General features: G+C 73.2%; 10 protein-coding genes. 2 read left to right on the top strand and 8 right to left on the bottom strand.

The genetic code is table 11. The features are described from left to right. Nucleotides 1–96: 96 nt before the first annotated feature. From AN215_RS28415 to AN215_RS29730, 6 genes are all read right to left on the bottom strand, one after another. On the bottom strand, nt 97–1,059 hold the full coding sequence (locus AN215_RS28415) for a RibD family protein (RefSeq protein WP_245694263.1): 963 nt from the start codon (nt 1,057–1,059) through the stop codon (nt 97–99). Next, nucleotides 1,056–1,787, bottom strand: a complete 732-nt coding sequence (locus tag AN215_RS05790) for a creatininase family protein (RefSeq protein WP_070009897.1) — start codon at nt 1,785–1,787, stop codon at nt 1,056–1,058. The genes AN215_RS28415 and AN215_RS05790 overlap by 4 nt, the downstream gene beginning before the upstream one ends. Nucleotides 1,788–2,023: 236 nt before the next feature. Beyond that, on the bottom strand, nt 2,024–3,277 hold the full coding sequence (locus AN215_RS05785) for an alpha-hydroxy acid oxidase (protein WP_070009898.1): 1,254 nt from the start codon (nt 3,275–3,277) through the stop codon (nt 2,024–2,026). After that, nucleotides 3,274–4,407 (bottom strand): L-idonate 5-dehydrogenase, encoded by a 1,134-nt coding sequence (locus AN215_RS05780; RefSeq protein ID WP_070009899.1) that lies wholly within the window; start codon nt 4,405–4,407, stop codon nt 3,274–3,276. The genes AN215_RS05785 and AN215_RS05780 overlap by 4 nt, the downstream gene beginning before the upstream one ends. Nucleotides 4,408–4,580: 173 nt before the next feature. Beyond that, complete coding sequence (locus tag AN215_RS05775; protein WP_070009900.1) at nt 4,581–6,029, bottom strand: mannitol dehydrogenase family protein; 1,449 nt, start codon at nt 6,027–6,029, stop codon at nt 4,581–4,583. Then, a complete protein-coding gene (locus tag AN215_RS29730; protein WP_070009901.1) occupies nt 6,026–6,400 on the bottom strand; it encodes an MFS transporter in 375 nt (124 codons plus the stop codon). Before AN215_RS29730 ends, AN215_RS05775 begins: the two co-directional genes overlap by 4 nt. 241 nt (nt 6,401–6,641) lie before the next feature. Between AN215_RS29730 and AN215_RS05765 the strand changes: the two genes are divergently transcribed. Further along, nucleotides 6,642–7,847, top strand: a complete 1,206-nt coding sequence (locus tag AN215_RS05765; protein WP_070009902.1) for an amidase — start codon at nt 6,642–6,644, stop codon at nt 7,845–7,847. Between the two features lie 87 nt (nt 7,848–7,934). On the opposite strand, the gene AN215_RS05760 is transcribed toward AN215_RS05765, so the two are convergent. Then, nucleotides 7,935–9,581, bottom strand: coding sequence for an AMP-binding protein (locus tag AN215_RS05760; RefSeq protein WP_070009903.1), 1,647 nt, complete (start codon nt 9,579–9,581; stop codon nt 7,935–7,937). A gap of 112 nt (nt 9,582–9,693) precedes the next feature. On the opposite strand from AN215_RS05760, the gene AN215_RS05755 reads away from it, so the two are divergent. Then, entirely contained in the window at nt 9,694–10,536 is an 843-nt protein-coding gene (locus tag AN215_RS05755) for a helix-turn-helix transcriptional regulator (RefSeq protein ID WP_070009904.1), read from the top strand. A gap of 124 nt (nt 10,537–10,660) precedes the next feature. On the opposite strand, the gene AN215_RS05750 is transcribed toward AN215_RS05755, so the two are convergent. Continuing rightward, complete coding sequence (locus AN215_RS05750) at nt 10,661–13,234, bottom strand: LuxR family transcriptional regulator (protein ID WP_070009905.1); 2,574 nt, start codon at nt 13,232–13,234, stop codon at nt 10,661–10,663. Nucleotides 13,235–13,474: the final 240 nt, after the last annotated feature.

The following is a 13,474-nucleotide window of genomic DNA, read 5'->3' as shown; positions in this document are numbered from 1 at the left end:
GGTCTGGCGTCCGCGGTCGTCTACGGGGCGCTTGCGCTGCTCTCCAGCCTTCCGGGAGCGGGTGTGCTGGTCTGCCGGCTCCTCGCGGCGAGGCGTTCACGCCGTGCCGTCGAGGAGGTCCAGGAGGTCGAGTTCGAAGAGCATGTCCGCGCCGAGGCCGAAGGCACGGGTCCGGGGCCGCAGGGCCTCCCCCATCCGTACGGGCCCTGGGAAGCGGAGCCCCGGTACGCCGTCTCCGAGGAGAACCGGCGCGACCGTGACGTAGAGCCGGTGCAGCACTTCCGCGCGGAGGAACCCGGACACCGTCGCGCCGCCGCCCTCGACAAGCACCCGGCCAAGGCCGCGGCGGGCGAGGGTCTCCAGTACTAGCCTCGGTTCGAACCCCGCCTCCCCGCGCGGGAGTTCGACGACCTCCTCGTCGCCCTGGCCGGCCGCAGCACTGCCGCCTTCGCCGGCCGCGCCCGTCCGGCCCGCACGACCCGCCGTGGGGGCGTGGCCCGTGCCGACGAGGCGCAGTGTCGGCGCCTTTCCGTCGGTGAAGACCCGTGCCCCGGGGGTCTCCCGGCCGGCGCGGCCACGCGGATCGAGCACGACACGTACGGGATTGGTGCCGGCGCACGCGCGGACCGTCAGCTGCGGATCGTCGGCGATGGTGGTGCCCGCCCCGACGAGGACGGCGTCCGACAGCGCACGCAGCCGGTGCAGATGGAGGCGGTCCTCTTCCCCCGTGACGTAGTTGGAGTGGCCGGTCCTGGTGGCGATGAAGCCGTCGATGCTCTGGCCGAGCTGCGCGAAGGCGTAGCCCGGCCCGCCCAGGCAGAGGGGGGTGTAGAGCGCGGCGAGGGTCTGCGCCCCGGACGAGGCGGGCACCGCCCAGCGCCACACGCCGTCCTCGCCCCGCAGCAGTCCGGCCTCGGCTGCCGTTTCGGCCGTACGCACTCCGAGCAGCCGCTCCCACGCCGGCTCGGTGCCGAGGCCTTCTTCTGCGGCGCCGCCGCCGGGCGGGGCGGGTATGTGTGCTTCCGGCGCTGCCGGTGCGGGCCTGCCCTGCCCCGTCACAACGACTCCAGAGCTTCCAGATGGCCGGCGAAGGCACCGGTCAGCGCGGTGAGCACGTCGTCGCCCTTGCGCGCGGTCGCCAGGGAGGGCCGGCCGACGACGCCGGACTCGGTGTACGGGCCGAGCCCCAGGGTGTGCAGGTGCCTGCGGTCGTCGCTGAGCCAGTCCGTGGTCTCGTACCCCTCCCGTACGCAGTCAGGCCTTGCGTGCAGAAGGATCGACGTCTCCAGTTCGCCGGCGTGCATGTCGCTGCGCGCGGGGGTCTCCACACCGGCCTTGGCGGCGGCGTCCTCCCAGTCCGCGGCGACGGGGAAGAGCGCCATGCGGTGTCCGTCCGCGGTGGCCTCCTGCACGACGTTGCGCAGTACGTAGTTGCCGCCGTGGCCGTTGACCAGCACCAGCCCGGGCACTCCCGAGCGCCGGAGCGAGTGCGCGACGTCCCGTACGACGGCGCCGAGTGTGCCCGCGGTGATGCTGACCGTGCCGGGCCACCGCGCGTGCTCCTGCGAGCAGGAGACGGTCAGCGGCGGCAGCGGCTGCACCGGGTACGAGGCGGCGACCCGTTCTGCGACGGCGCAGGCGATGAGGGTGTCCGTGGACAGCGGCAGGTACGGGCCGTGCTGTTCGTAGCTCCCGACGGGCAGGAGAGCCACCGTGGCCTTGCGCTCAGCCGCGTCGCCGGTGGTCTCCAGCGGCAGTGCGCGGACGGCGGGTGCGGGGGTGTCCATGGATGGTTCTGCTCCTCCTGGTGCGGTGCGCCGGCGCGGCACCGCTGACGAGCGGCGCGCGCGGCGGGCGCTCGTGCGCCGCGATCACGCTTCCACAGAAAGAGCACGGCCACCAGTCCCGACCGGAGCCGGAGGCCGGTCCAAGCCGGGACTGGTGGCCAGGTGCGGTGAGGCGGAGCCGCAGGGCCGGGCGGCGAGTCCAACGGGACCGGGGCCCGTCCCTGCTCGCCGCTCCCTCAGTCCTTCCCTTCCGGCACTACCGGGGTGCGCCGGGTCATCAACCGCACGTGGTCCGGGCGGAGTTCGGCGACGCTGGTCACGCCGAGCAGCTTCATGGTGCGCTCGGCCTCGGCGGCCAGGATGGAGATCGCACGGGCCACCCCCGCCTCGCCGCCTGCCATCAGGCCGTAGAGATAGGCGCGTCCGACGAGGGCGAAGTCCGCGCCGAGGGCCAGCGCGGCCACGATGTCGCCACCGTTCATGATCCCCGTGTCCAGCATTACGGTGCCCCGGTCCCCCACCGCCGCGGCGATGTCCGGCAGCAGGTGCAGCGGTACGGGTGCCCTGTCCAGCTGGCGGCCGCCGTGGTTGGAGACGATGACGCCGTCCGCGCCGTGCGCCATGACGGCCTCGGCGTCGTGGACCGTCTGGATGCCCTTCACCAGGATCGGGCCGTCCCACTGCTCCCGTATCCACTCCAGGTCGTCGAAGGTGACGGTCGGGTCGTAGAGCTTGCTGACGAGTTCGGTGAGGGCGCCGTGGCCGTCCTTGTCGAAGGCGAACGTGTACGGCTCCGTGGTCAGGAAGTTCAGCCACCACTCCCAGCGGTAGGAGGCGTCGAGGAACGTCCTGAGCGTCAGCTGGGGCGGGATGGTCATGCCGTTGCGCAGGTCGCGCAGGCGGTTTCCGTTCACAGGGACGTCGACGGTGACGATGAGGGCCTCGTATCCGGCGGCCTTGGCGTTCGCCACCAGCTCGCGCGAGAGGTCGCGGTCCCTCCACAGGTAGAGCTGGAACCACTTGCGCGCGGACGGGGCCGTCTCGGCGACCTGTTCGATCGAAGTCGTGCCGACGGTGGACAGCGCGTACGGGATGCCCGCCCGCCCGGCAGCGGCGACGACGGCGCGCTCGCCCGCCGAGTGCATCATGCGCGTGAAGCCGGTGGGAGCCAGGCCGAAGGGCAGCGCGGAGTGCCCGCCGAGCACGGTGGTGGAGGTCTCGGCCGTCTCGACGTTGCGCAGGACGCCCGGCCGGAACTCCAGGTCCTCGAACGCCTCCCGGGCCCGGCGTACGCCGACCTCGCCGTCCGCGGCACCGTCGGTGTAGTCGAACGGGCCCGCGGGTGTGCGGCGCCGGGCGATGCGCCGCAGGTCCCAGATCGTGTGGGCCCCGGCCAGCCTGCGCTCGACGGCGCTCCTCGGCCGGGTCTTCAGCTTCAGCAGGGGCGCCAGGTCCTTCGGGCGCGGAAGTCGCCGTTCGAGTCGGGTCATGGGGATGCTCTCCGTGTGGTGCGGGTGGTGCGGTCCGTGTCCGATGTGGTTGGTCTGCCGGTCAGGGTGGCCGTCGTTGCCGACGCCGTCGAAGAGGCCGGAGCGGCTGCCGTGTCCTCGCTGCCGAGCAGGAGGACCACCTTCCCGGGGACTGCCGGATCGGCGGCGGTCTCCATCGCCTCGACCGCGTCACGCAGCGGGAAGGTGCGGGTGACGACGGCCTCCAGGCGGTCGGAGGCGGCGAGCATGGCGAGTGCGGTCCCGAGCCCGCCCTCGAAGCGGAAGGTGCCGCGCAGTTCGATCTCCTTCGCCACGACGGGCCCGAAGGGCACCGGCACCGGCTCCGCGGGGGCCGAGCCCAGCTGGACGATCACTCCGCGTCTGCGTACGGCGCCCATCACCGCGGCGGGCGCCCCCGGCGCGCCGGACGCCTCGACGACCACGTCGAAGTACTCGCCGGGAAGCGCCTCCCGGCCGGCCCGGACCGTGGTGTCCGCCCCGGTGCGCTCGGCGATGCGCAGCTGCGCGTCACGGATGTCGCTCGCCCACACCTCCACAGCACCCCATGACCTTGCCGCTCCCGCGGTCAGGGCGCCGATCGGTCCGGCACCGTTGACGAGGACCCGCGCCCCTGCCACACCGCCCGCACGGCGCAGGGCGTGGAGCGCGACGGCGAGCGGTTCCGCCAGTACGGCCCTGGAGAGCGGAAGCCCGTCGGGTACGGCATGCAGGCGGTCCGCGGGGACGGCCAGCCGCCCGGTGAAGCCGCCCTGTGTGTGCGGGAACGTGGCAGCGGAGCCCAAGTAGCCTGCTCCGGCGCAGACTTGGGGGTGTCCTTCGGCGCACTCCTGGCACGTCCCGCAAGAGGTCCCGGGATGTACGGCCACGGGCGTTCCCGGGCGCAGCCGGCCCGCCGGGTCCTCGGCGACCCTGCCGACGACTTCGTGGCCGAGGGCGAGCGGCTCGCGCACGGCGAAGGAGCCCACGGCGCCCTCGCGGTAGTAGTGCAGGTCCGAGCCGCAGATGCCGCCGTGCGTCATCGCGACGAGCACCTCGCCCTGCCGCGGGACGGGGTCGGGGCGCTGCTCGACCCGCAGGTCGCCCGCGCCGTGCACGACAGCGGTCAGCATCACGCACCTCCCTTCCCTGTCCCGTACGCGGTCCCCTAGGCCGGACCGGTCCGTCCCGTTCGCGCTCCGCGCCTTCTCCGTCCCCGCTCGTGACCTCCGTCCTCTGCGTACTGTGCGTACCGTTCGCGTTCCTCGTCCACCGCCGTCACACGGGTGCGGGGCCCGGACGGCCGTCAGGCCTCGCATGCCGCCCGCACCGCCGCCTGCACTCCCCCGGTCTCCAGCACTTCCAGCAGCCCGGCGACCGACTCCGCGAACTCCCCGTATCCGCCGAGGCGTCGGCCCAGCATCGCTTCGTCCACCAGCACCGCCTGGGCCAGGCGCCGGGCCCGGTCATGTGCGCCGCCTCCTATGGCGCCCGACCGGGCGGCGAGTGCACGGATGCGCTCACCGCTCGGGTCGGCCGGGACGCCAGTACGGTCCGACTCCAGCTGCTCCGGATACGCGGTGCAGCGCAGCCATGCGGCGACGGTCAGGGCCAGCGCCGACGGCACGCGTCCGGATTCCAGGTGCCACAGCGCGGCGTCGGGCACGCGCTGGCCGAGCTTGAGGGAGCCGTCGGCGCCGACCTGTGCGGTGCTGTGCGCGAGCCGGCGGTTCGCGAACCGTTCGCCGAGCTGCGCGCGGTAGGCGGTGACGTCGAGCCCCTCGGGGAGGGCGAGCGTCGGTTCGTACTCGTCGCCGAGCCGGTGCACCGCCCGGGCGATCCCGGGGTCGGCGGCGGCGTCGGCGATCAGGGCGCGTCCCGTGAGAAGCCCGAGATAGGCCAGGAGCGAGTGACTGCCGTTGAGCAGGCGGACCTTGACGGTCTCGTAGTCGTGGACGCGGTCCGTCATGACCGCCCCGGCCTCCTCCCAGGCCGGCCGCCCCGCGGCGAAGGCGTCGCGCATCACCCACATCCAGAACGGCTCGGCGGGCACCGGCACTTCGTCGGCGAAGCCCGCGTCGGCGGCCGTCTGCCGGTGGGCGTCCGTCGTCGCGGGCACGATGCGGTCCACCATCGTGTCGGGGCAGGTCACCGACTCCTCCATCCACGCCAGCAGTCCGGCGCCGTCCCTGGACGGCATGGCGGCCGCGAAGTCGCGCAGCAGGCCCGCGAGCGTGGTGCCGTTGGCGGTGATGTTGTCGCAACTGAGCAGGGTGACCGGGGCTGCGGACTCGCGGGAGCGGCGCAGCAGTCCGGCGGCGAGGCGGCCGACCGTGCTGCGCGGCGGCCCTTCGCCTGCCAGGTCGGCGCGTACGTCCGGTGCGTCGAGGTCGAGGCGCCGGGTGAGGGGGTTGATGCCGTACCCCTTCTCGGTGACCGTCAGCGAGACGATCCGGGTGGCGGGGTCGGCGATCTCCCGTGTCACCCTGTGCGGTTCGCCGGCGGCCACGAACGCGTCGGTGATGCTTGCGACTTGGCGCACCTCGGTTCTGCCGGGGCCGAGGGTGACGACGCTGTAGCGCATCCGCTGACGGTGCAGCGCCTCGACGACGCGGCGGGTGCTGCCGGCGACCCCGGTGATCTCCCAGGCGTCGCCGTGCCGGCCGGCGTCCTCGGTGCACACGGCCTGGTGGGCACGGTGGAAGTTGCCGAGGCCCAGATGCAGGATACGGTGCGCGCCGCCGCCTTCGTTCAAGAGCCCTCCTCGGCAAGGGACTTCGACAGCATGCCCGCGCCGCCTCCGCCCGTGGTCGTGCCATGCCCGTCCCGGCCCTCCCGGCCGTTCCGGCTCTGCTCGTGCTGCTCCTCCTGCTCGACGTATCCGTACACCTCGGGCAGCACATAGGTCGCGGCGAGATAGCCCGTCAGGGACAGCACGGAGACGATGACGGTCGCCAGCGGCACTCCCAGACTCTCGAAGAGCACGGGGAAGAAGAAGATCGTCACGAAGGCGGCGAGCTTCACGAAGACGTACCCGAAGCCGGAGGCCGTCGCCTTGTAGCGGCTCGGCGCGACCATCGAGGCGATGGTCATGCCGTTGGACGCCGCCCAGTAGTGACCCCACATCAGGCCTCCTCACGTACGTCGCGCGCCGTTTCAAATTCCGCCTCACGGAACAGGGTTCCGTGAACTAGAATCCTGCGGCAACGTAGGGAGAGATCCGTGGTGGTGTCAATGACTCCCGCCGACCGGTGAGACCCGGAGTGACCTCTGCCGGCGGGCCGCCGCGGGCGGGTACACATCGCACCCCCGGCCCGGTTCACGCCGCGGCCGGAGCGACCCGCCCGACCCGCTGCTGGAGGCTCCCATGACCACGTCCGCGACGTCCGAGACCAATGCGGAGAAGGCAGTCTGGCGCGAGCGCGGCGCCCCGCTGCTCGCCCCGTCCCGCAGCGGGCCGCTCAGCGGCCTGCGTCTGGCCGTGAAGGACGTGTACGCGATCGCGGGACACCGGACCGGCGCCGGCAACCCCTCCTGGCTCGCCGAAGCGGAACCGGAGACCACGCACGCGTGGGCCGTCGCCGCCCTCCTCGGCGCGGGCGCCGAGATCACCGGCATCGCGCAGACGGACGAGCTGACCTACAGCCTCGACGGCATGAACGCCCACTACGGCACCCCGCCCAACCCCCAGGCTCCAGGCCACATCCCCGGCGGCTCCTCCAGCGGCCCGGCCTCCGCCGTCGCGCTCCACGAGGCGGACGCGGGCCTGGGCACCGACACGGCGGGCTCGATCCGCGTTCCGTCCTCCTACTGCGGTCTGTACGGCATGCGCCCCACGCACGGCGCGGTCCCGGTCACCGGGATGCTGCCCCTGGCCCCCGGCTTCGACACGGTCGCCTGGCTCGCGCGCGACGCCGCCACGCTGGCCCGGATCGGCGACGTACTGCTGCCCGGTGCGGACGAGGCGCGGCACTCCGGCCCCTTCCACACCGCGCTGGTGGCGCCGGACCTCCTCGCCCCCGCGGAACCCGCGGTGCGTGAGGCATTCCTCGCGGCTGCCGCCGGGCTGGCCGGGCGGCTCGGGCTGCGCAGTGAGGAGTGCGAGTTCGGAGGCGATCCGCAGGAACGTGCGAACGCCTTCTCCGTGGTGCAGGCCGAGCAGGTGTGGGAGTCCGACGGCGCGTGGGTCGGCTCGCACCCCGGCGCGCTGGGGCCGGAGATCGAGCGCCGTTTCGCCTGGGCGTCCGGCGTCGGCGGGGAGCGGCTGGCCAACGCCCGCGAGTCCCTGCGGACGACCACCACCGCACTGCGCGCCGTCCTCTCCCCCGGCACGGTGCTGCTGCTGCCGGCTGCGCCCGCGCCTGCCCCGGCGAGGGACTCCAGCGCGGCGGAGAGGGACACGGCCAGGGCCGCCGCGCTCCAGCTCACCTGTCTGGCGTCCGGCGCGGGGCTGCCGTGCCTGGTGCTTCCCCGTATGACGTCCGGCGGTCTGCCCGTGGGGCTGTGCGTGATCGCGGACCGGGGCGCGGACCGCGCGCTGCTGGACCTCGGGGTCGCCGAGAGCCGGAGCTGAACGGGCGCGGGCCGGGCCGCCCGCCCGGGCGGGCGGGGCCGGGCAGGTCCGGCGGTCCCTCCGCGGACGGTGCCCGCAGGGCACGGCTCAGACCGCTCCGGGCAGCGCCTCCGATCCCTCTATCGCGTCCCGGCGCAGCTCGACCTTGCGGACCTTGCCGCTGACGGTCATGGGGAACTCCGCCATGACGCGTACCCGGCGCGGGATCTTGTAGTGCGCCAGCCGGCCTTCGCAGAAGGCGACGATCTCGTCCTCGGAGGGCGGGTCGTCCTGGTCGACCGGGATGACGCAGGCGAGGACCTCCTCACCGAAACGTTCGTCGGGGACGCCCACCACCTGCACGTCGGAGATCTTGGGATGGGTGTAGAGGAACTCCTCGATCTCGCGTGGGTAGATGTTCTCGCCGCCGCGGATGATCATGTCCTTGATGCGTCCGGTGATGGCGAGGTATCCGTCCTCGCGCATCACCGCGAGGTCGCCGGTGTGCATCCAGCGGCTCGGGTCGATGACCTGCTCGGTCTGCTCCTTGTCGTCCCAGTAGCCGAGCATCACCGAGTACCCGCGGGTGCACAGTTCGCCGGGCTCGCCGCGGGGCAGGGTCACACCGCTGCCCGGGTCGACGACCTTCACCTCCAGGTGCGGCAGCACCTTGCCGACGGTCTCGGTGCGCCGCTCCACGTCGTCGTCGGTACGTGTCTGCGTGGAGACCGGTGACGTCTCGGTCATGCCGTAGCAGATCGCCACCTCCTCCATGTGCATCTCCGCGACGACCCGCTTCATCACCTCCACCGGGCACGGCGACCCGGCCATGATCCCGGTACGGAGCGAACTGAGGTCGTAGGAGGGGAAGTCGGAGAGGCCGAGCTCCGCGATGAACATCGTGGGTACCCCGTACAGTGACGTGCAGCGCTCGTCCTGAACCGCCTGCAGCGCGGCGGCCGGCTCGAACGTCGCCGAGGGGATGACGACGCATGCGCCGTGGCTGGTGGCCGCGAGGTTGCCCATCACCATGCCGAAGCAGTGGTAGAAGGGCACCGGCAGGCAGACCCTGTCCTGCTCGGTGTAGCCCAGCAACTCACCAACGAAGTAGCCGTTGTTGAGAATGTTGTGGTGCGAGAGGGTCGCACCCTTGGGAAAGCCGGTCGTCCCCGAGGTGTACTGGATGTTCACCGGGTCGTCACAGCTCAACCGGGATTCGGCCGCCCTGAGTTGCTCGTCGGTGGTCTCGTGTCCGGCGTTGGTCAGCACCTCCCAGTACGGGGTGCCGATGTGGACGGTCTCCAGCAACTGCGGGCATTCGCCGGCCACTTCCCGCGCCATCGCGCGGTAGTCGCTCGTCTTGTACGCGGTGGACGCTACGAGCAGACGCACACCCGACTGGCGCAGTACATAGGCCAGTTCATGTGTTCGGTATGCGGGGTTGATGTTGACCATCACCGCGCCGATGCGTGCCGTCGCGTACTGCACCAGCAGCCACTCCGGGCAGTTGACGGCCCAGATCCCCACCCGGTCGCCCTTGCCGATGCCCCGCGCCAGCAGTCCGCGCGCGAGCTGGTCGACGTCCGCGACGAACTCCGCGTACGTCCAGCGCCTGCCGTCGGTCGCGTCGACCAGGGCCTCGCGGTCGGGGAACGCGGCCGCGGTGCGGTCGAGGTTGCTGCCGATCGTCTCGCCGAGCAGCGGCGTCGTGGCGGTCCCGCTCGCATACGAGAGCGCCGTGGATTCTCCGGTCACCGGGACCTCCTCGTTCCATGAGCCATGGCTTTAGCATCGTGTTGTAGTGATCTGCGCCTCACCACCCCCGAACGGGGGTGAGGTCGCGCGGTGAACGCGAGAGGGGACTGCCATGACGGATCAGGCCGAATCCGGTGCGATACGGGCGGCACTGTCCAGGCTGCGGCGCACGACGGAGATACCGGTGGCCTTCGCGGGGATGACCGGAGAGGGCCGTGGTTACCGCATCACAGAGATGACCGGCACCACGACGCAGGCGCTGCGCGGCCTGGCGATCGCGCCGGGCAACGGGCTGGGCGGCAAGGCCGTCGCGCTGGCCAGACCCACCTCCGTCACCGACTACCGCTCCTCACGTGTGATCAGCCACGAGTACGACGCCGCCGTCGCGGCGGAGGGCCTGCGCTCCGTGCTGGCGGTCCCCGTGGTGGTACGCCGCCGTGTGCGGGGTGTGGTGTACGCGGCGCTGCGGGAGTCGCTCGCGCTCGGCGACCGCGCCCTGGACACCGCCGCCGACGCGGTGCGCGAGCTGGAGCAGACGCTGGCCGTGCGCGAGGAGGCGCAACGGCTGATGGAGGCGCAGCAGACCGCGGTCGGCGATCCCCGCGCCTGGGAGGAGGTGCGCGAGGCACACGCCGAACTTCGCACTCTCGCCCAGCGGTTGCCGGAGGGCGAAGTGCGGCGTGAACTGCTCGACGCGTGCGGCCGCCTGGCGTCCGCGTGCGGGCCGGACGCGGACGGAAAGGGACGCCCCGGGGAAGCGGTCTCGCTCACGCCGCGTGAGGTCGACATCGTCTCGTGCATCGCGGGAGGCGGCACGAACGCCGCGGTGGCCGCCCGTACCGGGCTGAAGCCGGAGACCGTGAAGGCGTATCTGCGCTCGGCGATGCGCAAGCTGGGCACGCACACGCGGCTGGAGACCGTGGTGGCGGCCCGCCGGGCGGGCATCATTCCCTGAACCGCCCGGATACCGCGGATGAAGCGGTCGCCGGGCTCCGGTCCGCCTGGCTCACCGTCGCGTACCGGCTCCCCTCGCGTGACCGGCGGGCGTCATGAGCCGCGGGTGTCGCATGCCGCGGGTGTCACGAGCCGTCTGCGGACGGCAGTGCCAGCGCGCCCGGGAGATCCGCGCGCCGCTTGACACCCAGCTTGTCGTAGGCGCGCTGCAGGTGGTTGGCGACGGTGCGGACGGAGATGCGCAGGTACCCGGCGATGTCCGGGTTGCTCATCCCGGACGCGGCCAGCTCGCAGATCTGCCGTTCCCGGCCGGTCAGTTCGCCGGATCCGCGCGCCGGAGCGGGGGACGGTGAACGCGGGCCCGGGGGGCGGCCTCTCGCCAACTCCCCGGCCCGCCTGGCGAGTTCGTCCGACACACGGCCGCTGCTCAGATCACGTGCCGCCTGGACGGCCTCCAGGGCGAGACCCGCGTAGCCGAGTGAGGCCAGCTCCTCGGCCACCGCCGAGAGTCCGGCCACGTCGCGCCCGGCGAGTGCGCTCCCGTGACGGGCGAAGAGCGTGAAGAGCTCGCTGTCGCACTCCTGTGCCGCCTCGTGCAGACGGCGTGCGGCAGCGGCGGAGGGCCGCAGCCGGCAGCACAGATAGGCGATCTCCACACCGGTGGTCAACCTGCCCCCGGCCAGATACGTCTCGGCGAGCCGGTCGGCCAGGTCCGCTGCCAGTGCCACCCGTCCCGCCGCGGCGTGCACCCGTACCTCGCCCTTGCGCAGGTTCTCGCGCATGCTGGAGCCCTCCGGGAAGCGGCCGGCCGCCACCGCGAGCGCTTCGGAGGCCTCTTCGGTACGGCCGAGGGCCGCCGCGCACGAGGCGTACTCGGTGACGATGATCCCCTCGACGGGGAAGATCGTCTGCTCGTTGACCAGCGCCTGCGCCTCCCGGAGCGGCTCCAGCGCCTCATCGGGCCGGCCCGCCCAGTACAGCGCCACACCGCGGATGAACGCCGCCAGCGCCAGCTCCGCCTCGTCACCGCGCTCCAGGGCCTCCCGGCAGTAGCGCCCGGCCGTACGCAGCGCGTCCTCCAGCTCTCCCGCCATGACCATGGCGTACACATGGCACGCCTCGGCGGCGCCGCGCATCGAGCCCCAGGCGGGCGGCAGCCCGATGGCTCCGCGCTCGAACTCCCGGACGACCCGCGCCGGCCTGCCGCGGAGTGTCAGGGCGTACGCCCGCAGGGTCGCCGCCGCGTTGTCGGTCAGCCAGTCCCCGCTGTCCGGGGCGTCGAGCGCCGACGGCAGCACGTCCCGGGCGTGGCTCTCGCCGTGGGTGAAGAGCGCCAGCGCCCGTGCGGCCACCCTCGTCTCCGGCTCCTTCGCGGCGGCCTCGTCGAGCCCGTCGAGCACGGCACGTGCTTCCGCGGGGCGGCGCAGCCCCCAGAAGAGGTTGAGGGCGCGCAGCGCGGGCGGCCCGTCGCGGGTGGCGAGCAACTCCTCCGCCTCGGCGGCCAGCCCCTGGGCCACGAGTGCCTGTCCGTGGACCCGTACTGCTCCGGGGCTGTGCAGGTGGGCCACCAGACGCTGCGCGAGCTGCGGGTCCGAGTGCCGCAGCGCGGCGGAGGCCGCGCGCACCAGCCGTGCCTCGGGGACCTCGGCTCCCGCACGCAGCCTCCACAGCACGGGGCGGATCGGGTCGGGCGCACCGCCGCACCGGTCCACGGCGTCGGCCAGGTCCCGGTGTATGCGGCGGCGGCGCAGAGGGCCCGTCCCGGCGCGCACGACCTCGCCGTACAACGGGTGCGCGACGCGGACCTGTTCGCCTTCCGCTTCGGGCCGCACGGTGATCAGCGACCGCCGCCGCAGCCCGGCCAGGGCCTCCGCGCCGATCAGGGATTCCAGCGCGGTACGGGGCACGGACCCGGCCTGTGCGACGTATTCGAGCGCGCGGGCCTCCTCGTCCGGAAGCACTCCGACCGCGCCGGCCACCAGGTCCCGCAGCCGCGGATGGCCGCCGGCCGGGCCCCGCCACGTCCACACCCCGTGCCTGCGCTGCAGCCCGCCGCTCTCCGCGCCGGCGAGCAGCAGATGGCGCAGGAAGAGCGGATTCCCCTCGGACATCCGCCAGAGCGCGCCCGTGGTGAGGCCGTCGACGGGGCCGTCCAGGACGGCTCGGAGCAGGCGGTCGAAAGCCGGCTCGGAAAGCGGTTCGACCTGCACCGTCTCGCAGGGGACGCGCCCCAGCGGCCCGGGGAGCACGCCCTCCCGCGGTTCCGGTTCCGGGCATCGTGCGGTCAGCAGCAGCGCCGCGCCGGCTTCCTGCGCCAGCGCGGCGACGAGGGAGGCGGACGCGCCGTCCAGATGGTCCACTTCGTCGATCCCGAGGACCAGGGGACGGGGCCCGGCCTGTGCGCGGACGGCCCGGCGCATGCTCTCGAAGGTTTCCGTCCCTGCCGGGCCGGCCCAGTCGGACAGCGCCAGGAAGGGGATGTCGCTGGTGGAGGCGCCGCCCGCCGCGGACAGTACGTGCGCCCCGCGCTCTCCGCAGCGGTCCAGAACCTCACGCCACAGCGCGGTCTTGCCGACGCCCGCCTCACCGAGCAGCAGCACCCGGCCGGCGTCGGGCCGGGTCAACCGCCCGGCCAGTCCGGCGACTTCGTCGCTCCGGCCGGACAGCGGCCAGGAGCAGGTCAGGAAGTCGGAGCGCACGCGTCGATCCTGGTCACGGGCGCGAAGGAAAAGCAATGGTCATGGGTTACTCATGACCGCCGCACACGAGCCGGTGAAGGGTGGCCGCAAGGGGGAACTCCGGCGGGACGGCGCCCCCCTGGCCGCCGTCCCGCCGGCTCGTCTCTTCCCGCCGGCCCGCCCCTGACCGCCGCACGTGTCCCTCGCGGGCACACCTCCCGCCGACCTCCCCTGCCGCCGACGCCGCCCCTGCCGGACCGT

Source organism: Streptomyces abyssalis (assembly GCF_001751365.1).
GTDB classification, from domain to species: Bacteria; Actinomycetota; Actinomycetes; order Streptomycetales; family Streptomycetaceae; genus Streptomyces; species Streptomyces abyssalis.
The sequence above is the reverse complement of the archived record's forward strand: the minus strand, read 5'-3'. Positions and strand labels throughout refer to the sequence as shown.